21 protein-coding genes and 1 pseudogene are annotated in these 23,060 nt (G+C 60.9%); 10 read left to right on the forward strand and 12 right to left on the reverse strand.

Annotated elements, in window-relative coordinates:
* Positions 1-152: 152 nt before the first annotated feature.
* The 4 genes from KH389_RS14815 to KH389_RS14830 form a co-directional block, all read right to left on the reverse strand.
* Positions 153-1,010 carry a replication initiator protein A gene (locus tag KH389_RS14815; RefSeq protein ID WP_213605745.1) on the reverse strand — a complete coding sequence of 286 codons (858 nt, stop codon included), beginning with the start codon at positions 1,008-1,010 and terminating at the stop codon, positions 153-155.
* Between the two features lie 26 nt (positions 1,011-1,036).
* On the reverse strand, positions 1,037-1,318 hold the full coding sequence (locus KH389_RS14820; RefSeq protein ID WP_108184322.1) for a helix-turn-helix transcriptional regulator: 282 nt from the start codon (positions 1,316-1,318) through the stop codon (positions 1,037-1,039).
* Positions 1,319-1,401: 83 nt separating this feature from the next.
* The gene (locus tag KH389_RS14825) at positions 1,402-2,160 is read right to left on the reverse strand and encodes a DUF2285 domain-containing protein (protein WP_108184321.1); all 759 of its coding nucleotides are present in this window, start codon (positions 2,158-2,160) and stop codon (positions 1,402-1,404) included.
* 309 nt (positions 2,161-2,469) lie between these two features.
* Positions 2,470-2,820, reverse strand: coding sequence for a DUF2958 domain-containing protein (locus KH389_RS14830; RefSeq protein ID WP_108184320.1), 351 nt, complete (start codon positions 2,818-2,820; stop codon positions 2,470-2,472).
* Positions 2,821-3,063: 243 nt separating this feature from the next.
* On the opposite strand from KH389_RS14830, the gene KH389_RS14835 reads away from it, so the two are divergent.
* Positions 3,064-3,354, forward strand: coding sequence for a helix-turn-helix domain-containing protein (locus KH389_RS14835; RefSeq protein ID WP_108184319.1), 291 nt, complete (start codon positions 3,064-3,066; stop codon positions 3,352-3,354).
* Positions 3,351-5,132, forward strand: coding sequence for an SIR2 family protein (locus KH389_RS14840; RefSeq protein WP_213605746.1), 1,782 nt, complete (start codon positions 3,351-3,353; stop codon positions 5,130-5,132). The genes KH389_RS14835 and KH389_RS14840 overlap by 4 nt, the downstream gene beginning before the upstream one ends.
* Before the next feature lie 55 nt (positions 5,133-5,187).
* Here KH389_RS14840 and KH389_RS14845 read toward each other — a convergent pair.
* Positions 5,188-5,370, reverse strand: a pseudogene (locus KH389_RS14845) (DUF736 domain-containing protein); the annotation flags it as partial.
* Positions 5,371-5,764: 394 nt separating this feature from the next.
* Here KH389_RS14845 and drt3a point away from each other — a divergent pair.
* Positions 5,765-7,048 carry an antiviral reverse transcriptase Drt3a gene (drt3a, locus tag KH389_RS14850; RefSeq protein WP_108184316.1) on the forward strand — a complete coding sequence of 428 codons (1,284 nt, stop codon included), beginning with the start codon at positions 5,765-5,767 and terminating at the stop codon, positions 7,046-7,048.
* Positions 7,049-7,056: 8 nt separating this feature from the next.
* Positions 7,057-9,012: an antiviral reverse transcriptase Drt3b gene (drt3b, locus tag KH389_RS14855; RefSeq protein ID WP_213605747.1), complete on the forward strand. Its 1,956-nt coding sequence runs from the start codon at positions 7,057-7,059 to the stop codon at positions 9,010-9,012.
* Between the two features lie 244 nt (positions 9,013-9,256).
* On the opposite strand, the gene radC is transcribed toward drt3b, so the two are convergent.
* From radC to hppD, 4 genes are all read right to left on the reverse strand, one after another.
* Entirely contained in the window at positions 9,257-9,766 is a 510-nt protein-coding gene (gene radC / locus KH389_RS14860) for a RadC family protein (RefSeq protein ID WP_213605748.1), read from the reverse strand.
* A 335-nt stretch (positions 9,767-10,101) separates the two neighbouring features.
* Positions 10,102-11,271 (reverse strand): PDDEXK nuclease domain-containing protein, encoded by a 1,170-nt coding sequence (locus KH389_RS14865; protein WP_108184313.1) that lies wholly within the window; start codon positions 11,269-11,271, stop codon positions 10,102-10,104.
* Positions 11,268-12,467: a tyrosine-type recombinase/integrase gene (locus KH389_RS14870; RefSeq protein WP_108184312.1), complete on the reverse strand. Its 1,200-nt coding sequence runs from the start codon at positions 12,465-12,467 to the stop codon at positions 11,268-11,270. The genes KH389_RS14865 and KH389_RS14870 overlap by 4 nt, the downstream gene beginning before the upstream one ends.
* A gap of 228 nt (positions 12,468-12,695) precedes the next feature.
* The gene (hppD, locus tag KH389_RS14875) at positions 12,696-13,772 is read right to left on the reverse strand and encodes a 4-hydroxyphenylpyruvate dioxygenase (RefSeq protein ID WP_054915379.1); all 1,077 of its coding nucleotides are present in this window, start codon (positions 13,770-13,772) and stop codon (positions 12,696-12,698) included.
* Positions 13,773-14,177: 405 nt separating this feature from the next.
* On the opposite strand from hppD, the gene KH389_RS14880 reads away from it, so the two are divergent.
* Positions 14,178-15,737: an EAL domain-containing protein gene (locus KH389_RS14880; RefSeq protein ID WP_213605749.1), complete on the forward strand. Its 1,560-nt coding sequence runs from the start codon at positions 14,178-14,180 to the stop codon at positions 15,735-15,737.
* A gap of 50 nt (positions 15,738-15,787) precedes the next feature.
* Entirely contained in the window at positions 15,788-16,675 is an 888-nt protein-coding gene (gene rarD / locus KH389_RS14885; protein ID WP_043862930.1) for an EamA family transporter RarD, read from the forward strand.
* Here the strand turns inward: rarD and KH389_RS14890 are convergent.
* Positions 16,638-18,209 carry a TerC family protein gene (locus KH389_RS14890; protein WP_043862931.1) on the reverse strand — a complete coding sequence of 524 codons (1,572 nt, stop codon included), beginning with the start codon at positions 18,207-18,209 and terminating at the stop codon, positions 16,638-16,640. The two genes, rarD and KH389_RS14890, sit on opposite strands and share 38 nt — an antisense overlap.
* Before the next feature lie 269 nt (positions 18,210-18,478).
* On the opposite strand from KH389_RS14890, the gene KH389_RS14895 reads away from it, so the two are divergent.
* Positions 18,479-19,072, forward strand: coding sequence for a LysE family translocator (locus KH389_RS14895; RefSeq protein WP_058540672.1), 594 nt, complete (start codon positions 18,479-18,481; stop codon positions 19,070-19,072).
* Between the two features lie 65 nt (positions 19,073-19,137).
* Here the strand turns inward: KH389_RS14895 and KH389_RS14900 are convergent, their stop codons facing one another.
* Positions 19,138-19,920: an AraC family transcriptional regulator gene (locus tag KH389_RS14900; protein ID WP_213605750.1), complete on the reverse strand. Its 783-nt coding sequence runs from the start codon at positions 19,918-19,920 to the stop codon at positions 19,138-19,140.
* 136 nt (positions 19,921-20,056) lie between these two features.
* Here KH389_RS14900 and KH389_RS14905 point away from each other — a divergent pair, with 136 nt between their 5' ends.
* Positions 20,057-20,608: an RNA 2'-phosphotransferase gene (locus KH389_RS14905; protein ID WP_213605751.1), complete on the forward strand. Its 552-nt coding sequence runs from the start codon at positions 20,057-20,059 to the stop codon at positions 20,606-20,608.
* On the opposite strand, the gene KH389_RS14910 is transcribed toward KH389_RS14905, so the two are convergent.
* Complete coding sequence (locus KH389_RS14910) at positions 20,605-21,153, reverse strand: helix-turn-helix domain-containing protein (protein WP_043862935.1); 549 nt, start codon at positions 21,151-21,153, stop codon at positions 20,605-20,607. The two genes, KH389_RS14905 and KH389_RS14910, sit on opposite strands and share 4 nt — an antisense overlap.
* Before the next feature lie 161 nt (positions 21,154-21,314).
* Between KH389_RS14910 and KH389_RS14915 the strand changes: the two genes are divergently transcribed.
* Both KH389_RS14915 and KH389_RS14920 read left to right on the forward strand, forming a co-directional pair.
* The gene (locus KH389_RS14915; RefSeq protein WP_043862936.1) at positions 21,315-22,097 is read left to right on the forward strand and encodes an aldolase; all 783 of its coding nucleotides are present in this window, start codon (positions 21,315-21,317) and stop codon (positions 22,095-22,097) included.
* A gap of 25 nt (positions 22,098-22,122) precedes the next feature.
* Positions 22,123-23,007: a dihydrodipicolinate synthase family protein gene (locus KH389_RS14920; protein WP_100633914.1), complete on the forward strand. Its 885-nt coding sequence runs from the start codon at positions 22,123-22,125 to the stop codon at positions 23,005-23,007.
* Positions 23,008-23,060: the final 53 nt, after the last annotated feature.

Consider the following 23,060-nt stretch of genomic DNA (forward strand, 5'->3'; position numbering starts at 1 on the left):
AATTAAGTTAGGGAAGTTAGAGGGCGCGCAAACCCAATGCTGGCGCGGGTTTGTGGTCGATCGGCACGCCTGATAGCACGATAGTCCCACGCCCGATAGCACGATACCCCGCACGCCTGATAGCACGACACCATTCACAGGCTGTCCCGAAGTTATCCCCGTGCCGTCTGCGGCACGGGCCGGAACGTCAGCAACTCCATGCCGTTGTCCGGCATCCGCTCGATGCCCAGGACGTAGCCGGGCAGCGACTGTCGCGCGACGAGCGCGCGCAGGTCGCAGGCGAAGTCGTAGGGCTTGGCGGTGCTGCCCGATTTCTGGTGCAGGTAGCGAAAGTCGAACTGCCAGCCGTATGCCTGCTTGCCGCCGTGCTTGCGCACCAGGCGGTACAGCCACCGCTCGATGCCGCCCGTGAGTCGGAAATACGCCGGGTCGATGGTCAGCACCAGGGCGGCGTCGAGCACGCCCGCGTAGAACCAGTCCGGCAGGATCAGCTCGATGCCCAGCGGCGTGCCGCTGGCATCGGCCAGTTCCTTCCATTCGTTGATCCACGAGAAGCGGTGCAGGCGCCGCCCGGTCGTCTCGCGGATGGACGTGGCCACCGTGGTCGATTGCAGGCGATCCAGCGCGGCCTTGAGGCGCTGGTAGTCGCGCAGCGACTTGCCGCGCCCGATGAAGCGCAGGATCTCGTAGGGCGTCGCGCGCATCAGCCGCGACGGCCGCAGGCCCGCGTCCTTCGCTTCCACGATCTGCGAGGCCGCCCATATCAGCACGTCCGCGTCCCAGATCGTGGCGATGCCATGTTCCTGCGTGCTTTCCACGCGAATCGTCACGTTGCCCGCGCGGAAGTCGATGGGCTTGACCCGCTTCGACTTGGCGAGCGAGAAGAACGGATAGGCCATCAGGTCCTGGCTGTCGCGCGGTGCCATGTCGCCGGGCAACGCGCGGAACAGGTCGAGCTGTTCGCGCTCCTGCAACGGCCGCTGCCGGGACGGCAGCGCGGTGCTGGACATGGCGATGGCCTGCCGCGCGCCGCCGATCAGCGCGCACGGCTGTCGGCCGAGTGATGCTCGGCGTATTCGGGATCGGAAGTTGTGTCGAAGCTGCGGTCGGCGGCCCAGGCATCGAGGTCGGCCACGGCGTACATGACGCGGCGGCCGAACTTGCGAAAGCGCGGCCCGCCGCCGATCACGCGCTGCTTTTCCAGCGTGCGCGGCGACAGGCGCAGGTACTCGGCGGCTTCGTCGTTGGTGAGATAGCGTTGGGGCTGCGCGGCAGCGGTCGAGACAGCGGCAGCAGGCCGCAAGGGAGCGGGACGCATGGTGTGGACCTCCATCGGTTGAAAGCGCCCGGCCACACAGCGCGACCGGATGGAGGCAGTCTCAAGAAGCGAGGGGTTTTCGATCAGGGCCGTTTTGCGTCCGCATCAAAACGACCCTTTTCAAGCGGCGGAAGCTGTGCTAACCGGCGATAGCCGCCACGCATCAGCGCATCGCCGCGCCGCACCAGGCGGCGCACCTTGGAGCGCAGGCCGCCGTCGCTGTACCAATCGGCCACAGCGTCGGCACCGAACAGACCTCCGCCTACATCGCGCAAGGACGCGCCCGCCAGGGTCGCGTCGAGCGCCTGCAAGGTGTGCAACTCCAGCAGCGCAGCAGGTGTTGGCCTTGGCTTGGCGTCGGCCAGACCGCCGCTGAGTGCGTGATCTCGCGCAGGCGCGACGGCGCCGCCACGATGGGCATAGGCGACAGCCATGCCGTCCTCCAGGCCGGGCGCCAGCGCGAAGCGCAGGCAATGGCCTGGGCTGCGTGCGATTAGCGCCAGCCCCTTGCCGTCGTGGAGCAGTTGCTTGTGGCCCGGAATGCGCCAGAACGCAAAGGCGGTGGCATCCTGCGGCGGGTCCGCATCGGGATAGAGCTGCGCCACGGCCGCATGGCCAGGCAGCCAAGCTGGATGCGCCTCACGCGCATCCAGGGCCGGGTCTTCCAGCAGGCGTAAGCCCCAGCAATTTGCCGCCTGCGGCCGGCGATGATGGTGCAGCCAATCGAGCCGGTAGTCGGGATGCCGGCGCAGGTACTCCCAGGCAAGCGCAAGGCTGTCCAGATGCAGTACGTACAGATACGCGGCAGTCGGATACCAAGGCTCGGCGCTGCGATCGGCCATGACGCAACCTCCCTGCGAACAGGACTGGCCGCTACAGCAGGGCTACGCGCTACATCGCCTTCATCGAAACGTCATGGGGTAAGAAGATAGTCGAGTCTGTCAAGACTGATTGGCTCCGATGCGTTGCGGTATTGGTCTCAATGCTGCGGCGGCAGCGCTCCAATGTGGAGCGCCATACCGGTCAGCCTGCCGCAGCCCGCGCCACGCATCATGTCCGTTTGGATCAGACTGGTGCGGCTACGCCGCAAGAATCCCGATTGAGACTTACCCGGTATGACACCGGACTGAGAAAGTCACAGTCGGCCGGGTTCAGTCGGGGATGGCCCCGTCTCGCTCGGCCAGCCGGGTGTACTCCGACAGCGTGCGCGTGGGGCGGAAGTAGAGGTCGCGCAACACGGGCTGCTTGCGCGGCCCGACGATGCCGGCCAGATCGGACAGCTTGACGGTGCCCTGCTCCGGCATCCCGATGCCCAGGTCGATGAGGCCCCAGGCGGTGTCGCCATCGGCGGGATCGAGCGCGGCCAGCAGCCAGGTCACATGCGCGTCCGGCGTGAACAGCCGCACCACGGGCACCGGATCGATGGTTTGGCCTGCGGCGCGGGCCTCGCCGTTGGCGAGCAGTTGCGCGCGCTCCGGGGCAGTGGCGAGTGGCTGGGGCATGGTCGGCAATCCCACAAATCCAATGATGCACGAACGCGGTTTCACGTCGAAGCGCAGAGCCGCGAAACCGGATTTACGCCTTCGTGGGCATGCACGGATGCGCTTGCGTGACTCTGCTGGAACCCGCCGATACGGATTTCCGTAAAGGCACGGAAGCGTAGAACAACACCAAATGAACACTATAGATTGTAGCCCTATAGGGCGCAATGGACTGTCATCTAGGTTTTTTGGGGGAAACCATAAGTGGCGGCTGAGAACTCATTCGCAAAGGCGTTGAAGACGGTCAGGAGAGCGCGTGGCTTGAGCCAGGAAGCGTTCTCTGATGTGTCCAGCCGCACCTATATGAGTACCCTGGAACGAGACCTGAAAAGCCCCACCTTGAACAAGCTGGCCGAGCTGTGCGAGGTGATGGAGATCCACCCGCTCACGCTGCTGACGCTGGCCTACGCGGGCGACAGCCCGCGCAAGGCCGACGAACTGCTGGCGCAGGTGCGCCGGGAGCTTGAAAATTTGGCGAAGACTGACAATCAATGACGTTGCTTCAGAACGACTCCATCACCCAACTTGCATTTTCCGTCTACGAGAACAAAGGTGTCTTCGCCGTTCTGCTGGGGTCAGGTCTGTCTCGTTCCGCTGAGATACCGACTGGTTGGGAAATCACTCTAGATCTCGTACGCCGGGTGGCATTGGCTCAAGGAGTTCCGGAACAATCTGACTGGGCAAAGTGGTATCGGGAGAAGACAGGCCAAGAACCGAATTATTCCGTGCTGCTAGAGGAGATCGCCACCTCACCGGACGAACGCAGAGCGATCCTGCATCGCTACATCGAGCCGGATGAACAGGACCGTGAGGAAAGACGGAAGACCCCGACCAAGGCACACCACGCCATCGCGCACTTGGTCCGGGCCGGCTATGTGCGGGTGATCGTCACCACCAATTTCGACCGGCTCATGGAAAACGCTCTGCGCGAACAGGGGGTTGAACCCACGGTTGTCGCATCCGCCGACGCACTTGTGGGTGCCGAACCTCTGACCCACAGCCGCTGCTATGTGCTCAAACTACACGGCGACTACAAGGATGCCCGCATCCTGAACACCGATCAGGAACTGAGCGCTTATCCCGACAGCTACAACCGATTGCTGGACCGTATCTTCGATGAGCATGGCTTGATCATCTGCGGTTGGTCGGGCGAATGGGATCATGCCCTGCGCTCAGCTTTCCTTCGAACGCCTAACCGGCGCTACCCGGTCTACTGGACAGCACGTGGATCGCTCGGATCAGGCGCGCAAGAGTTGGCGACGCACAGGGCCGCAAAGGCCATTCCGATCACCGGTGCTGATGAGTTCTTCCAGACTCTTCAGCAACGGGTCGAAACCCTTGAACAGAGCCAGCGTCAGAACCCTGCAAGTGTCGAACTGCTCGTCAACAGCGCAAAGCGATACCTTTCAAAACCAGAGTACCGCATTCAATTGGACGAACTGCTTTCGCAGGAAACCGAACGGTTGATGGTGCAACTTGATGACCAACGATTTGCACCTCAAGGGCAGTGGAGTCAGGAGGAATTCCGATCTCGCGTCCAGCGATACAAGGCCGCGGCTGAGCCCTTAACACGCATGGCCGGCGTGTTGGGACGATGGGGCGATGGCAATGAACTAAATACAGTGTTGGACATCGTCAGAGGTCTGTACGTCCATGCCGAAAAGGTTGGCAACGGCTTGACTGTATGGCTCGGCCTGCGCTCCTATCCTGCTGTCTTAGTGTTCACGGCCTACGGGGTCGGACTGACACGTTCCCACCGCTGGCAAACTCTGCACGAGTTCCTCATTGCTCCTTGGCCAAGAGAGTACCGAGACGCCAAGAGAACTGTGTCCATGCTCCTGCTCGGGGCTTGGAAAGGGGAGCGAAACGACCTCTGGTCTGAGTTGGATGGCTTGAACAACCGCAAGACCGCCTTCAGTGACCACATGTTTGACGTGATGAACGAATGGCGATCCAGCTTTGCTGGCGTGTCAGCGGAATTCGAATTGGTGTACGAACGATTTGAGACGCTGGCCGCATTGGCATACCTAGAAGAAGATAGCGAAGCCACCTTGGAACAGGCGCTCGCAAATACCCCTCATGGACTGTTCGCCCGGATGCCCGTCGGGCGTGTAGGGTGGCATGAAGTATCGGCAACTACGCTGCTGCAGGAGCTTCAGTCGGAGGCGATGATCACCGCTCTGTTGAACGCGGGATTCGCGTACAAGAGCCGCCGCTTCCTTGAGCTGTTTGTCGAAAGTTTGAAGCGATACGTCAGCAAGATGTCTTGGTAGCGGTTTCACCAAGCAGTAGCAGTTCCGCCCCGATGGGCGGGGCGCACGCAGGCGGTCATGCCGCCTGCGGCTTGTTGCGCAACCAGATCAGATCGTGCGTACCGTCCTGGCCTTTGATCAGGTGGGCATAGACCGAAGCCGGGAACGAAGGATCGTCGAAAGTCAAGGACAGGTAATCGCGCCCGGCCTCGCTGGTCTTCTTCCACCCCGCGCCGATGTCGTGGCCTGCGGCCCGCAGCGAAGCGAGGACACGGCCCTGCGCGCCTCGACGGCACATGGCCGCGGGCTACGGTCGCGGACAAGGTGATGAAGTCAGGGAAGACGGCTGGACAAGGCAACGGCCATCCCTTTGTGCCGATCGCACGCAATCGAAGCCCAGGCCCGAAGCTGGAAGCCGGGCCGGAGGCGTCAGGGATGTGGAAGGCTGGCGCATGCCAGTCCTGTCAGGGATGAGCGAATAGCGAACCTGGAGCAGCGCGGTCCGTGAAGCGGAGACGCAAGCATGTGTTTCGCTTAACATCTATTTGTACACACTATTGATTTTCGCGATGAAGTGACATCGTCTTATGAGGCGCGGACATCCGTACTAGGCTGCATTCTTGATTAACGATTTGAGGTAAGAGGAGGAGTAGATGTCGAGGTCATCTTCATTCGATCAATCTTTTTGTATCAAGACGCTTGAGCGCGTGCTATGGAAAAGAGATTTCCTCGGAGTTCCTGCTGCTGGTCAAGCTGCCTTGCGAGACCAGCTCCTCAGTCAAGCACTTATATCTGCCATTTCCCATTTTGATCCTCCATCCGCACCTCTGACAGGCTTTCCTCTTAAAGGAAAAACTGTTTATCGCTTGGCCAGGCATCAAGACGAACTGGTGGAGCGAAAACTTCGACTGAACTTAAAGAGGTGTACTTCACTGGCCGTGGATGGGCGATCTCAGATCGTCAAAAACCTCAAACTCCTTTTGGAAGAAGGAGTTCCCTATCGGATTTATCGTCTGGATATTCGATCATTCTTCGAGTCTTTCCAGAAGGATCATGTCCTTGATGCTGTTACCAGCATCAAGAATTTGAGTCCGCATAGCAGAAAACTAATCGAGTCTCTGCTTAACGCCCATGCTGCAATTGGAGGCCTTGGCGTACCAAGGGGGCTGTCTATTAGTGCTGTCCTATCGGAAATTCTGATGCGGGATTTCGATCAGAAGGTACGCTGGGACAGCAACACATTTTACTACTCTCGCTATGTTGATGACATCATTATTGTCTCGTCGGCAAGAGAGGAGGAGGCAGATTTTCTGCGTGATTTGTGCGCTTGGCTTCCTCCCGGACTTGAATTAAATCCTGATAAGAAAAATATTGTCGCAGCGACGGCCAGGGTGGAAAAGGAAAATTCCGCAATCGCGCCAACCCTACTTCAGTTCGACTATCTTGGGTATCAATTTTTGGTCAAAAATCCCACGAAACAGGAAGCGGGAAAAACGAAGGATGGGGAGCTTTATCGAAAAGTCCGCGTGGATATTGCAAGAAAAAAGATCAAAAGAATGAAAACAAGAATTGTTCGATCATTTCTAAGCTATGCAAAATCGAATGACTGGGGATTGCTCCGTGATCGCGTGGCATTTTTGACGCAAAATTTCAGTGTTTACAACCCAAAAGCTGGCGGGAAGAAAATCGCTGGAATATATCATAGCTATCCGTTGGTATCAGAAGGTGCGGCCGGCCTGAAGGAATTGGATAGATTTCTGAGAAATGCAGTGCTCTCGAAAAATGGCCGAGTTTTTTCGATAACGAATGCAATGCTTTCTGCGCATCAGAAACGTCAATTGCTAATGCGAAGTTTTACAAAGGGGCACAGTAGCCGCAGCTTTGTCCATTTTTCGGCAACAAGAATATCTCAGATCCAGAGCTGCTGGATTTACTAGGGCGAAAAATGAAGAAAAATAAAATTCGTCGCAGCGACTACAACAGGGTTCTTATTACCGAGACTACCCCATTTGAAACCCCAATCGTTTTTTCAAATGATGGTCTCTATGATCAGATTGCCGCCCTAGATGGCGTCGGACACGTGCAACGTGCTGTCATCAAATCTCTGGTTTTGTATGAGGGTGTCAGCAAGCCACCAAACTCGACCATACCATATACATATAAAATCAAGAAGGACTCAAAGAGCTTTCGGCGTCTTGCTCTATTGCATCCAGCTTCTCAATGGAAAGCTAGGGTCTTCTATGAAAAATATGAGCAACTAATAATTCATTATTGCTCAATAAGTCCGGCATCCATCCGCGCACCCAAAACGGTTGCAAGCAGCTTTTATTCAAAAAGCTCCTGGGAAAATATTAATAAATACAAAACCGGCTCCATCGCTCTCGATGGTCTCGATAGGTATGCCAAGCATGCGCCCTCTTTTTTCTCGTATCGAGGATATGACCGTCTGTATAAATTCTTCAACTCGAGAGATTATCTTGCACTGGAGAAGAAGTTTTCTTTTTTAAAGACGCTTGACGTCACAAAATGTTTTGACAGCATCTATACACACTGCCTTTCCTGGGCAGTTAAGGATAAGCCCTTCACAAAATCGCATGTCTCTGTCTCCTCGACCTTTGCCCAAGAGTTTGATGGGGTCATCCGTCACGGGAATCATAATGAAACCAATGGAATACCAATAGGCCCTGAGGTGAGCCGGGTATTTGCTGAGATACTATTTCAGGAAATTGATCGAAGGGTAATTCAATCGCTATCGGATTTAAAGTTCAAGCAGGACTATGAATTTCGACGCTACGTAGATGACGTCTTTATATTTGCTCGAAATGAGTCCATTGCGAATAGAATTCATGACAAGTATGCAGACGTTCTAATTGATTTCAATCTTCATACAAATACAGCAAAGTCAATATGCATAGGGAGGCCGTTCTCCTCATCCAAGGCAAGGCTTGTCTATGATGCAGGGCAACAAGCCAACTCATTTTTTGACAAATTTCTGGATAAAACTGGGATGGGGGTGCTCAGCCCCAGAGAAATTCATAACACGTGGAAGTTAACCAAAAGCTACATTGACTCAGTGAAGGCTCTATGTCATTCAAATGACGCGACCTACGATGAGATTGCCTCGTTCTTGATTTCAGTGATTACTGAGCGAGTCAAGAGGCTCGTGAATCATGACGATCCCTCTGATGCCATCCAAGATAGTGGATATGTTGATGCGTTTGTTGTGCTGCTCGATGTGTTGTTCTTCCTCTACAGTGTTGCTCCCTCTGTTGGTGCGTCGTACAAACTTAGTACATCCTTGATTTTGGCCGCACGATTCAGCAAGAAACATCTATCCGCCGGATATCCAACCGTACACCAAAAGATTTTCGATCTAACCTGCTCATTACTGCATGATCAATGCGGCATGAAACATGCCAGCGATATTGAGGGATTTGTACATCTTGAATCCTTTAATATCGCGCTAGCAACGCGGGAACTGGGGGATAATCACCTGTTGCCATCAGAGATTATTGATGAGCTTTTTGTTAGTGCGGGAAAATTGACATACTTTACCATTGTTGCATCTCTGTTCTATGTGCGAGATTCCAGCATATACCAAGGTTTGCGAAAGAAGCTTTTGGATGCGGCAGTGGAAAAACTATCCGATCTTTCTGATATTTTGATGAATAGCGAAAAGGCCCACCTCCTACTCGATCTCCTTTCGTGCCCCTACGTGCCTGATAAGCAAAAGACCGCTTGGATAAAAAGCCTCTTTAAAATCCTTCAATTTACCCAGCCCAGCAAAGCGGATTTGCAGGTATTTTTGGCAGGTATTAGTACAAGCCATGCGCAAGTGGATTGGAAGGATATTGATCTCCTCAATTCTTTAGAGAAGAAGGAGCTGAAGCAGGCGTATTAGGTTACACTTCTCCTCGAAGGAAGGGTGTCCCCTCATCTTCCACTGGTTCACCAGTGGCTGAAGCCGGTTCTCGCAAGGGCGCCATTCAGCATCGACTCATGCGTATGGTCAGCAATGGCAGGAAGTACGGGGCGGTGCTTGAGCGGTGCACAAGTCGCTTCGGTGACTTTTGCATCCACACACTCAGTGGGGCCCCTTCCTTCACCTCCATTTGTCGAAGCAAAAAGGGGCCGAAGCCCCAGAGTCAGATCAAGCCTCGCTCGGCAAATGACTCCGTTGCGCTGCCCGCGACGATGACGTGATCGAGCACCCGCACATCGACCAGCCCCAGCGCCTCCTTGAGCCGTTGGGTCAGCGCCCGGTCGGCAGCGCTTGGCTCCGGGTTCCCGCTCGGATGGTTGTGGCTGACGATCACCGCTGCCGCATTGAGCCGCAACGCCTCTTTCACCACTTCGCGCGGATACACCGAGGCACTATCAATGGTGCCGTGGAACATCTCCCGGTACTCGATCAGCCGGTGGCGCGTATCCAGAAACAGCACCGCAAAGACTTCATGCTCGAAACCTGCCAGCTTATTGCGCAGGTACTCCTTGACCAGCGCTGGGGAAGTGAGCTCAGCACCACGCTGCATCTTCAGCTCGATGGCCTGGCGAGCAGCGTCAAGAATTTGATCCACCGATGCAGGCAGGTAGCGCCCTTGGGCGTCACGCACCAACAAAGCGTCATCGAACGAGGAAAAGGATAGTTGCGACATGATCGTGCTCCGGTTGCTCGGGCGGAATTGCCCGGAACCGTGGCCAGCACGGCGCAGCGCAAGCAGTCAGGGATCGAAGACGGCCGACAGGCCGCAAGCGTGCAAGCACGCGCAGTCATTGACGGCGAGAACGCCGTGATACGGTGAAGGGAACAGCAAGACCGCCTACACCCCCACTCAGGCACACACCCGCCGTTGGCAAGTGCGCAGCACGCGCAGGCCCGGATCAACGATCCAGGCCGGAGGCGTCAGGGATCAGCGCCGAATGGCTGTGATTCGGCACGAGGCACGGGGCGCAGCCCGCGATCCCGACGGTGAAACGCCGGGACGCACGACTATTGCTTGTCGTCCCTGAGAGGCAGCGTTCCGCGAGATTCGAGCAGCCGCCGCGTGTTCTCCAGTTCCTTTTGCAGCAACTCGGCATCCGGCAACACCGTCCGGTAGTTGGCCGCCATCACCTTGGTTGGCAAGCCATCCAACGCATACCGCGCCAGGGCATGGCCCTTGTCTGCGCACAGGATCAGGCCCACCGGCGGGTTCTCATCCGGGTAGGCCCAATGCTCCTTGGCATAGTTGCAGTACATATGCATCTGCCCCACATCAGCATGGGTCAAGCTGCCCAGCTTCAGGTCGATGATGACCAGGCAGCGCAGCTTGCGATGGAAGAACAGCAGATCGACCCGATACCAGGTCTGGTCGATGCGCAACCGGCGCTGCCGCCCAGCGAAGGTGAAGCCTTCACCCAACTCCAGCAGGAAATCTTCCAGCCGCTGGATCAAGGCCGCTTCCAGGTCGGACTCCGAATACTCGTCCTTGAGGTCGAGGAACTCCAGCACATACGGGTCTTTGATCGCGTCGTTGGGTGTGACAGTGTCCTCGGGCTTGGCAACCGAGCCCTTGACCAGCATTGCCGCTTTGTCCTTGGACAAGGCCGTGCGCTCGTAGAACTGGCTGCCAATCTGCCGGTCGAGCTGGCGCACGCTCCAGCCGCCGCGCAGGGCTTCAGCCTCGTAGAACTGGCGGGCATGGTCATCCTTGACCGACAGCAGCCGGACATAGGCCGACCACGGCAGGGTGAAGATCTGGGCCAGTTCGGAGAGGTCGAATTTCCGAGACACTGTCTGGGATTTCTCGGCAGGCGACTCATTTCCCAATTTCCCAGACACTGTCTGGGAAATCTCGGGCTGGGAGTATGCGAGGAAGAAACGCCGCATGCTCTCCAGGTTGTTGACGCCAAAGCCGCGACCAAATCGCGCCGTCAGGTCGGCGGACAATCGCTCCATCAACTGCTCCCCGTAACCGGCCCGTCGCCTGCCTTTCTGCTCGGCTTCCACGATACGGCGGCCGATCTCCCAATAGCTGGCGGTCATCAGCGCATTGACGCTGCGTGCCACCGCATGGCGAGCGGCATCGAGCACTTCCACGATGCCGCTGTGGATGCCGACATAGCCGGCCGGCAGGGCGGCGGGGGTGTCCCCCGCCGCCGGAAGCGTCTTCTTGCTCATGCCGTCGCCTCAACAGGACGCCGCGCGCCCGTGATGGCCTGCCGCCGGCTTGCCACCAGTTCGGCCGCATCGCGAACAGGCTTGTCCTCGGTGTGAACGTAGTGCATGAACATCGCCACGGTCTTGTGGCCCGTCAGCTTCATGCCCACCTTGGTCGGCACGCCCGAATTGGCAATGTCGGTCGTGGCCCGGTGGCGGATGCCGTGCGTGCCGACGTGGGGCACGCCGGCGGCCTTGAGCGCGCGCTTCCAGCCGCCATAGTGCTCTCCGTGCGTCAGATGCCGGGCCGGGTTGTTGGGCGACGGCAGGACGTAGGGGCAGCCGTCCCGGCGCGGCGCCGTCGAAAGCAGCCGATAGGCTTCCTCGCTCATGGGCTTGGAAATGCCGCCGGTCTTGCTGTCGGGCCAGACCACCCGGCGCTTCTCCAGATCAACCCAGCCCCACTCCAGCGGGCAGATTTCAGAGCGGCGGGCGGCAAACTCGAATTGCAGGCGGATCGCCAGCGGAATGACGTAGTTCTCCAGTCCCTCAGATTCCAGATGCTCCAGGTGACGGAATATCCTCACCAGCTCGTCATCCACAATGAGCCGGGTTTCCTTGCCGGGCGGGTACATCGGGACGTGGCGGCACGGATTCGTGCCGTCAGGGCGCAGCCCCCATACTTCGGCCAGGTTGAACATCTTGCGCAGCACGCCAAAGGTGCGATTCGCTTCGGCCTGCTTGTAGGCCAGCTTCTTCATCAGCGCAGCCACGTCGGGGCGCTTCACGTCCTGCACCTTCATCCGGCCCATGATCGGGATGATGCAACGATCGATGACGCCCTGATAGCCGCGTTGCGTGCTGGGTTTATTGCGCTGCTTGGAGTAGTCCTCCATGAAGGTGTGGCAAAACTCCTTCATCGTCGGTGCCTTGCGGGCGGCGTTCTTGGCCGCGCTGGGGTCGCCGCCTTTGCGCACCTCGGCCAGCCACTCCTGCGCCATCGTGCGCGCCTGATCGACCGTCAGTTCCCCGTACTGCCCCAGGGCGGGCTTGCGGCGCTCGCCGGCGTTGGTGCGGTACTGGAGCATGAACACCTTGCGGCCCGCTGGGGTGATCTTGCACAGGAAGCCGGGCACCACGGTATCCCGCAGTTCGATGGCCTTGTCTTGAGGTTGCGCCGCATCGACTGCGGACTTGGTGAGCTTGATCTTCGCCATGATGACTCCTCGGAAAGCCCGATTTCCAAGAGCCGCATGGGAGCCACGCGAGGGGAAGCCGGGTCAAGTTTCGGAAAGCACCGGCATATGCTGAACTCGCCTAAGTGATTGATAAACCTGCTGTATCGAGCCTTGGCGTAGTCCAGCGAATTGCGGTACTGGAGTCATCGTGAAACAAAAAAAGGCCATCGAGGCATGCTCGATGGCCTTTTTGCTTACGCGCCGCGTTTATTCGGCGGTCAGTACACCGCGGCGAACCTGGTCGCGCTCGATGGATTCGAACAGGGCCTTGAAGTTGCCCTCGCCGAAGCCGTCGTCACCCTTGCGCTGGATGAACTCGAAGAACACCGGGCCCATCAGGGTTTCGGAGAAGATCTGCAGCAGCAGGCGCTTGTCGCCCGCCTCGGACGAGCCGTCCAGCAGAATGCCCCGCGACTGCAGCTCGCCCACCGGCTCGCCGTGGTTCGGCAGACGGCCTTCGAGCATTTCGTAGTAGGTGTCCGGCGGTGCGGTCATGAAACGCATGCCGAGCTTTTTCAGCGCGTCCCAGCTCTTGATCAGGTCGTCGGTGAGGAAGGCGACGTGCTGGATGCCCTCGCCGTTGAACTGCATCAGGAACTCTTCGATCTGACCGGCGCCCTTGGAGGACTCCTCGTTCAGCGGGATACGGATCATCGCGTCGGGGGCGGTCATGGCCTTGGAGGTCAGGCCGGTGTACTCACCCTTGATGTCGAAGTAGCGGATCTCGCGGAAGTTGAACAGCTTCTCGTAGAAGCCGGCCCAGTAGGCCATGCGCCCGCGATACACGTTGTGGGTCAGGTGGTCGATGATCTTGAGGCCGGCGCCGACCGGGTTGCGGTCCACGCCTTCGATCCACTTGAAGTCGATGTCGTAGATCGAGCTGCCTTCCTCGAAGCGGTCGATCAGGTACAGCGGCGCGCCGCCGATACCCTTGATCGCCGGCAGGCGCAGTTCCATCGGCCCGGTCTCGATCTCGACCGGCTGGGCACCCAGCTCCAGGGCACGGGCATAGGCTTCATGGGCATTGCGCACACGGAAGGCCATGCCGCACACCGACGGACCATGCTCGGCGGCAAAGTAGGACGCCACGCTCTTGGGTTCGTTGTTCAGGATCAGGTTGATGCCGCCCTGACGGTACAGGTGCACGTCCTTGGAGCGGTGGCTGGCGACCTTGGTGAAGCCCATGATCTGGAAGATCGGCTCCAGGGTACCCGGGACAGGTGCGGCCAGTTCAATGAACTCGAAGCCCATCAGGCCCATCGGGTTTTCGAAGATATCTGCCATGTTCGTTTCCTCATCATCAAAGCGTTCAAATCACAGGGGTAGCTTGCTGTCGATGTGGAGCGAACGTGGCGGCGCGCAGGAGATGCCCCTCACACTGCGGGCGAGGTAGTCACCATAAATCAGTTTGAACCCATGACACTTCATATGGGACCTATTCTCGGCCGTCTGATCCTCCAGTGGCGAAGGACCTTATTATTGTATGCGTAACGCGATTCTACAGGGCGTAAGAAAAATTGTAAGTACTTTAGTGCCCGGGCCTGCCGACAGCGGCAGCCTCCCCTGCAGTACATCAGGCTGACGCCTCAGCTGTATACGGGCCGATGAACGGCTATGCTGTGCGCTCAGGGGTACCAGGGAAACCCTGCCCTTGAAATCATCCGCGCTCATCCCGCACAGGTAGACACCATGCCCCTCACGAAAAAACGCCCCGGTCGCTGGACCCTGCGAGCCCTGCTGCCATGGCTGGTGGGGGCGATACCGGTGGTGTCCGGCGTGCTGATCATGCACTGGCAGGCCCAGCGTGAGCTCGAGGCCAGGGCCGTGAACACGGCCGCCCTGGTCACCGGGCACTTCGAACGCATCCTCGACAACATCGCCGGCGCCGCCCAGGCCCTGCTGCCCCTGACCCGCCAACCCTGCGCAGAGGCCACGCTGGCCCTGCGCGAACAGGTGACACGCGGCTCGTTCGTGCGCTCCAGCAACCTGTTTCGTGACAATGACCTGTACTGCAGTTCGCTTTTTGGCAACTTCAGCGAGCCGGTGGATGCCAAGGACTATGTCGATGGCAGCCTGTGGCTGATGAACGGCAACTCGGTGACGCCCGGCCATGCACTGCTGGCCTACCGGCTCAGCAAGGGCAACGACGGCGCCATCACCACCGTCGATGGCGACCACCTGAGCAGCGCCCTGGAGCTGCTCGACCAGGGCACCACCCTGGTGCTGCAGGTAGGCCCCAACTGGATGGGCGAAGACGGCGTGGTGCACCAGGGCCCGCCCCCGGTGTTTGCCGTGGCGCCGACGCAGCAGGCCTCGCAGCGCTATCGTTTTTCGGTGCACAGCGGTTATGCCGCTGGCGAGCCCTGGCGCCTGATGCGCGCCGAGTACCCGGGGCTGTTCGGCCTGGTGACCCTGCTGGGCGTGATGGCCGGCGCGGCCTGCCGCTGGCAGCTGCGCAGGGCCAGTTCGCCACGGGTGGAGCTGCAACGGGCACTGGAGGCCGACGAGTTCATCCCGTACTTCCAACCGGTGGTGCGCGAGGGAGACTACCGCTGGGCCGGCGCCGAGGTGCTGATGCGCTGGCAGCACCCGCGCGAAGGCATGGTGCGCCCAGACCTGTTCATTCCCTATGCCGAGCACAGCGGCCAGATCGTGCCCATGACCCGGCGCCTGATGCAGCGCGTGGCCGAAGGCCTGGCGCCCCACGCCGAGAGCTTTGGCGACGGCTTTCATGTGGGCATCAACATCACTGCCGATCACTGCCAGGACATGGCCCTGTATGACGACTGCCGCGATTTTCTCGCCGCCTTCCCGCCTGGCCGGGTGATCCTGACCCTGGAGCTGACCGAGCGCAAGCTGGTGGTACCCAGCGACACCACCGAGCAGCTGTTCGCAAGGCTGCAGGCCCTGGGGGTGATGATTGCCATCGATGACTTCGGCACCGGCCAGTCGAGCCTGGGCTACCTGCGCCAGTTCAAGGTCGACTACCTGAAGATCGACCAGAGCTTCGTGGCCATGATCGGCGTCGATGCCCTGTCGCTGCATATCCTCGACAGCATCATCGAGCTGTCGGGCAAGCTGGGCCTGGGCATCGTCGCCGAGGGCGTGGAGACCATCGCCCAGCGCGACTACCTGGCCCGGCACCGGGTGGACTTCCAGCAGGGCTACCTGTTCGCCCGGCCGATGCCGTTGGCCGAGTTCGTGGCTGCATTGGGCACACAGCCGGTTGCCCAGGTGACGCGCCCCTGAGATCATGCGCGCTCACCACTTCCCTACCCCTTCGTGCTCCCGAGGCCCCCTTGTCCAGAGGCATCGTTTCATCGGTCATGGCGTCGTGTCTGTTCGCCCTGATGTACTACTACACCTCCTTGCTCACCCCCCTCGACGGCGAGGAAATCTTCGGTTGGCGCATGCTGCTGACCCTGCCGTGCATCACGCTGTTCATGCTGCTGTCCAAGGACTGGCCACTGGCAATCGGCGTACTGCAGCGCATCCGGCGCAACCCGCTGCTGTTGCTGGGGCTGGTGGGTACCTCGACATTGATGGGGCTGCAGCTGTGGGTGTTCCTGTGGGCACCGCTGCACGGGCGCAGCATGGAGGTGTCGCTGGGGTACTTCCTGCTGCCGCTGACCATGGTGCTGACCGGGCGGGTGGTGTATGGCGAGCGCCTGTCACGCCTGCAGAAGGTCGCCGTGGCCTGCGCCGTGGTGGGGGTGGGGCATGAACTGATACGCCATGGCTCGTTCGCCTGGGAAACCCTGCTGGTGGCCGGCGGCTACCCGTTCTACTTCATCTTGCGGCGCAAGTTGCGCACCGATCACCTGGGCGGGCTGTGGGCCGACATGTGCCTGATGATGCCGCCCTCGGTGTACTTCATCGTGCAGGGCCCGCTGAGCGCAGCCGACCTGCTGGCCCACCCGCAGCTCTATGTGCTGATCCCGATCCTGGGCGTGATCAGCGCCCTGGCGCTGGTCACCTACGTGATGGCCAGCCGTCTGCTGGCGTTCAGCCTGTTCGGCCTGCTCAGCTATGTGGAACCGGTGCTGCTGGTGGCGGTGGCCCTGATCCTGGGCGAGAGCATCGCCCCGGATCAGTGGCTGACCTACCTGCCGATCTGGCTGGCAGTGGTGGTGCTGGTGCTCGAGGGGGTCAGGCACCTGCTGCGTCAGCGGCGGCGTTCGGTGTAAGCCGTACCTGCCGCACCCGGCGCTCCTGCACGGCCTCGACGGTCATCAGCCAGTCGCCCCAGGTCAGTTGATCGCCCACCCGCGGCAGGCGGTCGAGCAGGCTCATGACCAGGCCGGCGAGGGTCTGGTAGTCCTCGGTGGGCTTGGCCGCAAAGCCGATCTGCGCCTGGATCTGGCGCAGGTTCAGCGCGCCGTTGACCAGGTAGCCGTCCGGCGCCTGCACGATGCCCGGCCCTTCGACTTCACTGGCATCGGGCAGCTCGCCGGCGATGGACTCGAGGATGTCGGTCATGGTCAGCACGCCGGTGAAGTCGCCGAATTCGTTGACCACGAAGGCGATGTGGGTCGACTGGCTGCGCATCTGCTCCAGCGCGTTGAGGATGCTGAAACTCTCCAGCAGGTTCAGCGGCGTGCGCGCCAGGCGCTCCAGGTCCGGCTCGTGACCGGCCAGCAGCTCCCTGAGCAGCTCCTTCTTGTGCACGAAGCCCAGCGGCTCCTCCACCCGCCCCTGGCGAATCAGCGGCAGGCGCGAGTAGGACGAATGCATCAGCGCGGTACGGATCGCCTCCGGCGGTTGCGCCAGGTCGATGAAGTCGACTTTGGCGCGCACCGTCATCAGCGTTCTGATGGGGCGTTCGGCCAGGTTCAGCACGCCGCTGATCATCACCCGTTCGCGGCGGTCGAACAGCACCTGTTCATCGCCATCCTCGACCAGGTCGGCGATGTCCTCACCCACCTCGTCGGCCTGCAACCGGCGCCCACCCAGCATGCGCATCACCGCGTGGGCGGTGCGCTCGCGCAATGGCCGGTGCTGTTGCAGGCTGCGCTTGCGCCGGGCGCGGGCCAGCTGGTTGAACAGCTCGATCAGGATCGAGAAGCCGATTGCCGCGTACAGGTACCCCTTGGGTATATGAAAGCCCAGGCCCTCGGCGGTGAGGCTGAAGCCGATCATCATCAGAAAGCCCAGGCACAGCATGATCACCGTGGGGTGGGCGTTGACGAAGCGGGTCAGCGGCTTGCTCGCGACGATCATGATGCCGATGGAGAAGATCACCGCGATCATCATGATCGACAGGTGCTCGACCATGCCCACGGCGGTAATCACCGCGTCCAGCGAGAACACTGCATCGAGTACCACGATCTGCGCCACGATCGGCCAGAACGCCGAATGGCGCGCCGGGCCCTGATGGTGGGCGACATGCCCTTCGAGACGCTCGTGCAACTCCATGGTGGCCTTGAACAGCAGGAACACACCGCCGAACAGCATGATCAGGTCACGGCCCGAGAAGCTCTTGTCGAACACCTCGAACAGCGGCGCGGTCAGCGTCACCATCCACGAGATGCTGGCCAGCAGGCCCAGGCGCATGATCAGCGCCAGCGACAGGCCGATCACCCGCGCGCGGTCGCGCTGATGGGGCGGCAGCTTGTCGGCGAGAATCGCGATGAACACCAGGTTGTCGATACCCAGTACCAGCTCGAGCACGATCAGCGTGGCAAGGCCCAGCCAGGCCGTGGGGTCGGCTAGCCATTCCATGGGCAGGTACTCAGGCGGGAAACGTCACGGGGACGGGAAAGGGAGGATGGCCAGGACGGCCGGGTACTGGGAGGCTCCGAGAACGAAGTCATATCAACCTTGGGTCAATTAGGGACGGTGATCCTACAATTTCAGCTGACTTTTCTCACAGCGTGAAATTATTTCAATCTGTGGCAAAACACCCGCTGCGGCACAGGGCAATTTCCTTCAATACCCCACCGACCTTCCCGCCTACCCTCGCTGCACCCTCCCCCTCAAGGATCTGCCGCATGAGCCTCAGCCTTTCCATGGCCGCCTTCGCCCTGGCCGCCTCCATTTCCCCTGGCCCGGTCAACATCGTTGCCCTGGGCGCCGGCGCACGGCATGGCTTGCGCCCGGCCATGCGCCACGTTACCGGCGCCACCCTGGGGTTCATCCTGCTGCTGGTACTGATCGGCCTGGGCCTGCACGAGGTGCTGCGCCACTGGCCAGGCCTTGCCGTTGCCCTGCACTGGGCCGGGGTGCTGTTTCTGCTGTACATGGCGTGGAAGCTGGCCCGCGACGACGGCGCGCTCGGTGAAGGGCGTGATACCCACGCACCCAGCCTGCTGCGCGGCGCTGCCATGCAATGGCTCAACCCCAAGGCCTGGCTGGCCTGCGTGGCGGGCATCGGCGCCTTCGTGGGCCAGGGCGAAACCGCCCTGCTGGGCCAGTTCAGCCTGATCTACCTGGTGATCTGCTACCTCTCGCTGGGCTGCTGGGCGCTGGCCGGCAGCCTGATCCGCAGCTACCTCGACAACCCGCGGCGCCTGCGCCTGTTCAATCGCAGCCTGGCCGCCCTGCTGGTGCTGAGTGCGCTGTACCTGATGCAGGGGTCTGTATGAAAAAGACGAAGGTCAGGCTGTTTTCAACCCAGCATCACCGAGTATCAAGGCTTTTCGTACAGCGCCTAGGCTGAGCGGTAATGCCCGGGCGTCGCAGCCAGGTGCTGCTTGAATGCCCGTTGCAGATGCGCCTGGTCGGCAAACCCGGCCTCCAGCGCCACCTCGGCGATCAGCCGGCCCTGGCGCAACTGGGCGCGGGCGTACTGCACGCGGCAGTCCAGCACAAAGCCGTGCGGGGTCAGGCCGTAATGCTGCTTGAAGGTGCGGATCAGATACGAGGTGGACAAGCCGGCGGCCTGGCTGATGTCTTCGAGCTTGAGCGGTTCGGTGCAATGCGCGCGAATGAATGCCGCCGCCCGCTCCAGCCGCGCATCCGGCCTGGCCAGCGGCGGTGGCGCTGCCTCCAGCTGCTGGCGCAGGTCGCCGAAGAACGCTTCGGCAGCCGCCGCCTTGCACGCCGCGCCACGCTGGTTGTCGATAAGCATGTCGTACAGCTGCACCAGGGCCTCGAACAGGGCCGGGGCGGTACTCAGGGTGGCAGCGACCGGTGCGAAGCCAAGGCGGGTCAGCCACGGCATGTCCACGTACAGCATCAGGTACGACCACGGCTGGTCGGCGATCGGGTTGCAGGCATGCACCACACCGGGGTTCATCATCACCACCGTGCCGGTCTCGACCTCGCGCCAGGTGTGCCCGCTGAGGTAGGAGCTGCGCCCGGCAGTGATCGCACCGATGGAGAACCCGGCATGGGAATGGCGCGCATAGCAGACCTTGCGACCGTCTGCGACCCCGCGCGCCTCGATGAAGGGCAACGCCGGGTCACGCCAGAAATACGAGGTGGTGGTCATCGCGTGCGGGCCTGTGGGCAGTGGAACAACGCGCACTCTATCAGGCTTCAGGGCGTGCCACTGCCCCTTGCGCACCGCTCGTCGCCGCTTGCGCGCCCTGATAAGCTGCCGCGCAGACCGTTCAAGGAAGACCCGCATGAGCAGCAAGCGCTTCACCGAAACCAGCAAATTTCTCAGCTACGTGCTGCGTCACGCCCCCGAATCCATCGATCTGCAACTGGACAGCGAAGGCTGGGGCGATGTCGATGCACTGATTGCCGGCGCCGCTCGCCAGGGCCGCGCGCTGGACCTGGCGCACCTGCAGGCAGTGGTGGCCAGCAGCGACAAGAAACGCTTCGGCCTGTCGGACGATGGCCGCAGGATTCGCGCCGTACAGGGGCACTCGACAGCGACGGTCGAGCTCCAGTACGCGCCCAAGGCGCCGCCTGCCGAGCTGTACCACGGTACGGCAACGCGCTTTCTCGACTCGATTGCCCAACAGGGCCTGATCGCCGGCAACCGTCACCACGTGCACCTGTCCCACGACCCTGCCACGGCCATTGCGGTCGGCCAGCGTTACGGCTCACCGGTACTGCTGCACATCGATGCAGCGGCAATGCACGCCCAGGGCCTGACGTTCTTCCAGGCCGACAATGGCGTATGGCTGACGGCCCACGTGCCGGTGGCGTTCATTCGACAGCCCGGTTAAACCGGCGAATCGGCGTCGTGCACCACCACCAGCAACTGCGCCTGCACCGCCCCGACCGAGCGTAGCCGGTGCGGTGTCTGGGCATTGAAGTGCAGCGCATCGCCGCGCTCGAGCAACACCCGCTCGTGCATGAAGTCCACTTCCACCTGCCCTTCGTGCACGAACAGGAACTCTTCGCCAAGGTGCTCCTTGAACGTCGAGTCGCTGAAGTCCGCCGGCGGGCAGATGATGAACGGCAGCAGGCTGCGCTGGCCGATATGCTGGGCCAGCACCGCGTAGCCCGGCCCTTCGGCGCTGCCGGACAACGCCTGGCGTTCACCCCGGCGTACCAGGCTGTAGCGCGCCTGCGCAGGCTGGTCTTCGGCGAACAGTTCTTCCACGTTCACGTTCAACGCCCGCGCCAGTTTCAGCGCCGCCGCAATCGAAGGCGTGTTCAGACCCCGCTCCACCTTGGACAGGTAGCTCTTGGTCATGGCCGTTTTCTCGGCCAGCGTCTCAAGCGTCAGCCCAAGTTTTTTTCTTAATACTTTCAATCGGATAGACATTTAACGCCGCTATTCCCGGTGCAATGGGCAACCTTTCCCTTGCCAATGACACTTTGTGTCATATAGCCTTGTTTGTGTCATCAGGTTGACCGCCCCGCTCACCTTCCAAGCAACCGGGGCGGGCCAGCCCTGACGTCCGATCCGCCACCGAGGAAACCCCAATGGCCAAGACATTAGCACTCCCCAAGGACCAACTGGTCAAGCAGGCCCTGGAACAGATGCAGGGCTCGCTTGCCGATAATACGTGGACTGTGCGTGAAAAGCTGGCGCTGACCTGCCGAATCCTGTTCGACAACGGCCACGACTCCGGCCTGGCCGGGCAGATCAGTGCCCGCGGCCCGCAACCGGGCACCTTCTACACCCAGCAACTGGGGCTGGGCTTCGATGAAATCACCGCCAGCAACCTGCTATTGGTCAACGAGGACCTGGAGGTGCTCGAAGGCAGCGGCATGCCCAACCCGGCCAATCGCTTTCACAGCTGGGTGTACCGCGCACGCCCGGATGTGAACTGCATCATCCACACCCACCCGACCCACATCGCCGCGTTGTCGATGCTCGAGGTACCGTTGCAGGTGTCGCACATGGACCTCTGCCCGCTGTACGAGGACTGCGCGTTTCTCGAAGGCTGGCCCGGGGTGCCGGTGGGCAACGAGGAAGGCGAGCTGATCAGCGCGGCGCTGGGCGACAAGCGCGCCATCCTGCTCTCGCACCACGGCCAGCTGTCGACCGGCGCCAGCATCGAGGAAGCCTGTGTGATCGCGCAGTTGATCGAGCGCGCGGCGCGCCTGCAGTTGCTGGCGATGTCAGCCGGCCAGATCAAGCCCATCGAGCCGGTGCTGGGACGCGAAGCGCACGACTGGATCGCCCGCCCCAAGCGCCACGGCGCGGCGTTCGCCTACTATGCCCGGCAGTGCCTGCGTCAGCATGCCGATTGCCTGAACTGAACCTGTTTTCTGCGGAGTGTTTTTCATGTCCACGACTTTTCACGGCATCATCGGCTACACCATCACCCCGTTCAGCGCCGACGGCACCCAACTCGACCTGGCGGCCCTGGGCCGCTCCATCGATCGGCTGATCGAAGGTGGCGTACAGGCCATCGCGCCCCTGGGCAGCACGGGCGAAGGCGCCTACCTGAGCGACCGCGAGTGGGACCAGGTGGCCGAGTTCAGCCTGGCGCACATTGGCGGGCGGGTACCGACCATTGTCAGCGTCTCGGACCTGACCACCGCCAGCGCCATGCGCCGTGCGCGCTTTGCCGAGGCCCATGGGGCAGATGCGGTGATGGTATTGCCGGCGGCCTACTGGAAGCTGAGCGAGGCCGAGATCCTGCAGCACTACCAGAGCATCGGCGACTGCATCGGCGTGCCGATCATGCTCTACAACAACCCGGCCACCAGCGGCACCGACCTGTCGGTGGAGCTGATCATGCGCATCGTGCGCCAGGTCGAGAACGTGACCATGGTCAAGGAGAGTACCGGCGACATCCAGCGCATGCACAAGCTGCAGCAGTTGGGCGAAGGCCAGGTGCCGTTCTACAACGGCTGCAACCCGTTGGCCCTGGAAGCGTTCGTGGCCGGTGCCACGGGCTGGTGCACGGCGGCAGCCAACCTGATTCCGGCGCTCAACCAGCAGCTGTACCAGGCCGTGCTGGGTAACGACCTTGAGGCGGCGCGAGCGCTGTTCTACCGGCAGTTGCCATTGCTGGAGTTCATCCTCAAGGGCGGCTTGCCGGCGACGGTGAAGGCAGGGTTGGCGTTGACCGGGCTGGAGGTGGGCGAGCCGCGCAGGCCGGTATTCGGGCTGGATGACGCCGGGCGTGAGCGGTTGCGCGGGTTGCTCGAACAGATGGGGTAAGGCCTTCTCACTGCCTCAGCGCACGGGATTGCCACGGCCAACAGGGCATGCAT

The sequence above is a fragment of the Pseudomonas qingdaonensis genome, from assembly GCF_018398475.1.
In the GTDB taxonomy this organism is placed as follows: domain Bacteria; phylum Pseudomonadota; class Gammaproteobacteria; order Pseudomonadales; family Pseudomonadaceae; genus Aquipseudomonas; species Aquipseudomonas palmensis.

Excerpts from the sequence above, each read along its gene's own strand:
- KH389_RS14910 (WP_043862935.1), bottom strand. The coding sequence starts at position 21,153 with ATGTCTATCCGATTGAAAGTATTAAGAAAAAAACTTGGGCTGACGCTT.
- radC (WP_213605748.1), bottom strand. The coding sequence starts at position 9,766 with ATGTCGCAACTATCCTTTTCCTCGTTCGATGACGCTTTGTTGGTGCGT.
- KH389_RS14905 (WP_213605751.1), top strand. The coding sequence starts at position 20,057 with ATGAGCAGCAAGCGCTTCACCGAAACCAGCAAATTTCTCAGCTACGTG.
- KH389_RS14900 (WP_213605750.1), bottom strand. The coding sequence starts at position 19,920 with ATGACCACCACCTCGTATTTCTGGCGTGACCCGGCGTTGCCCTTCATC.
- KH389_RS14825 (WP_108184321.1), bottom strand. The coding sequence starts at position 2,160 with ATGGCCGATCGCAGCGCCGAGCCTTGGTATCCGACTGCCGCGTATCTG.
- KH389_RS14830 (WP_108184320.1), bottom strand. The coding sequence starts at position 2,820 with ATGCCCCAGCCACTCGCCACTGCCCCGGAGCGCGCGCAACTGCTCGCC.
- KH389_RS14890 (WP_043862931.1), bottom strand. The coding sequence starts at position 18,209 with ATGGAATGGCTAGCCGACCCCACGGCCTGGCTGGGCCTTGCCACGCTG.
- KH389_RS14920 (WP_100633914.1), top strand. The coding sequence starts at position 22,123 with ATGTCCACGACTTTTCACGGCATCATCGGCTACACCATCACCCCGTTC.
- KH389_RS14840 (WP_213605746.1), top strand. The coding sequence starts at position 3,351 with ATGACGTTGCTTCAGAACGACTCCATCACCCAACTTGCATTTTCCGTC.
- KH389_RS14870 (WP_108184312.1), bottom strand. The coding sequence starts at position 12,467 with ATGGCGAAGATCAAGCTCACCAAGTCCGCAGTCGATGCGGCGCAACCT.
- KH389_RS14915 (WP_043862936.1), top strand. The coding sequence starts at position 21,315 with ATGGCCAAGACATTAGCACTCCCCAAGGACCAACTGGTCAAGCAGGCC.
- KH389_RS14880 (WP_213605749.1), top strand. The coding sequence starts at position 14,178 with ATGCCCCTCACGAAAAAACGCCCCGGTCGCTGGACCCTGCGAGCCCTG.
- KH389_RS14820 (WP_108184322.1), bottom strand. The coding sequence starts at position 1,318 with ATGCGTCCCGCTCCCTTGCGGCCTGCTGCCGCTGTCTCGACCGCTGCC.
- KH389_RS14895 (WP_058540672.1), top strand. The coding sequence starts at position 18,479 with ATGAGCCTCAGCCTTTCCATGGCCGCCTTCGCCCTGGCCGCCTCCATT.
- drt3b (WP_213605747.1), top strand. The coding sequence starts at position 7,057 with ATGAAGAAAAATAAAATTCGTCGCAGCGACTACAACAGGGTTCTTATT.
- hppD (WP_054915379.1), bottom strand. The coding sequence starts at position 13,772 with ATGGCAGATATCTTCGAAAACCCGATGGGCCTGATGGGCTTCGAGTTC.
- drt3a (WP_108184316.1), top strand. The coding sequence starts at position 5,765 with ATGTCGAGGTCATCTTCATTCGATCAATCTTTTTGTATCAAGACGCTT.
- KH389_RS14865 (WP_108184313.1), bottom strand. The coding sequence starts at position 11,271 with ATGAGCAAGAAGACGCTTCCGGCGGCGGGGGACACCCCCGCCGCCCTG.
- KH389_RS14815 (WP_213605745.1), bottom strand. The coding sequence starts at position 1,010 with ATGTCCAGCACCGCGCTGCCGTCCCGGCAGCGGCCGTTGCAGGAGCGC.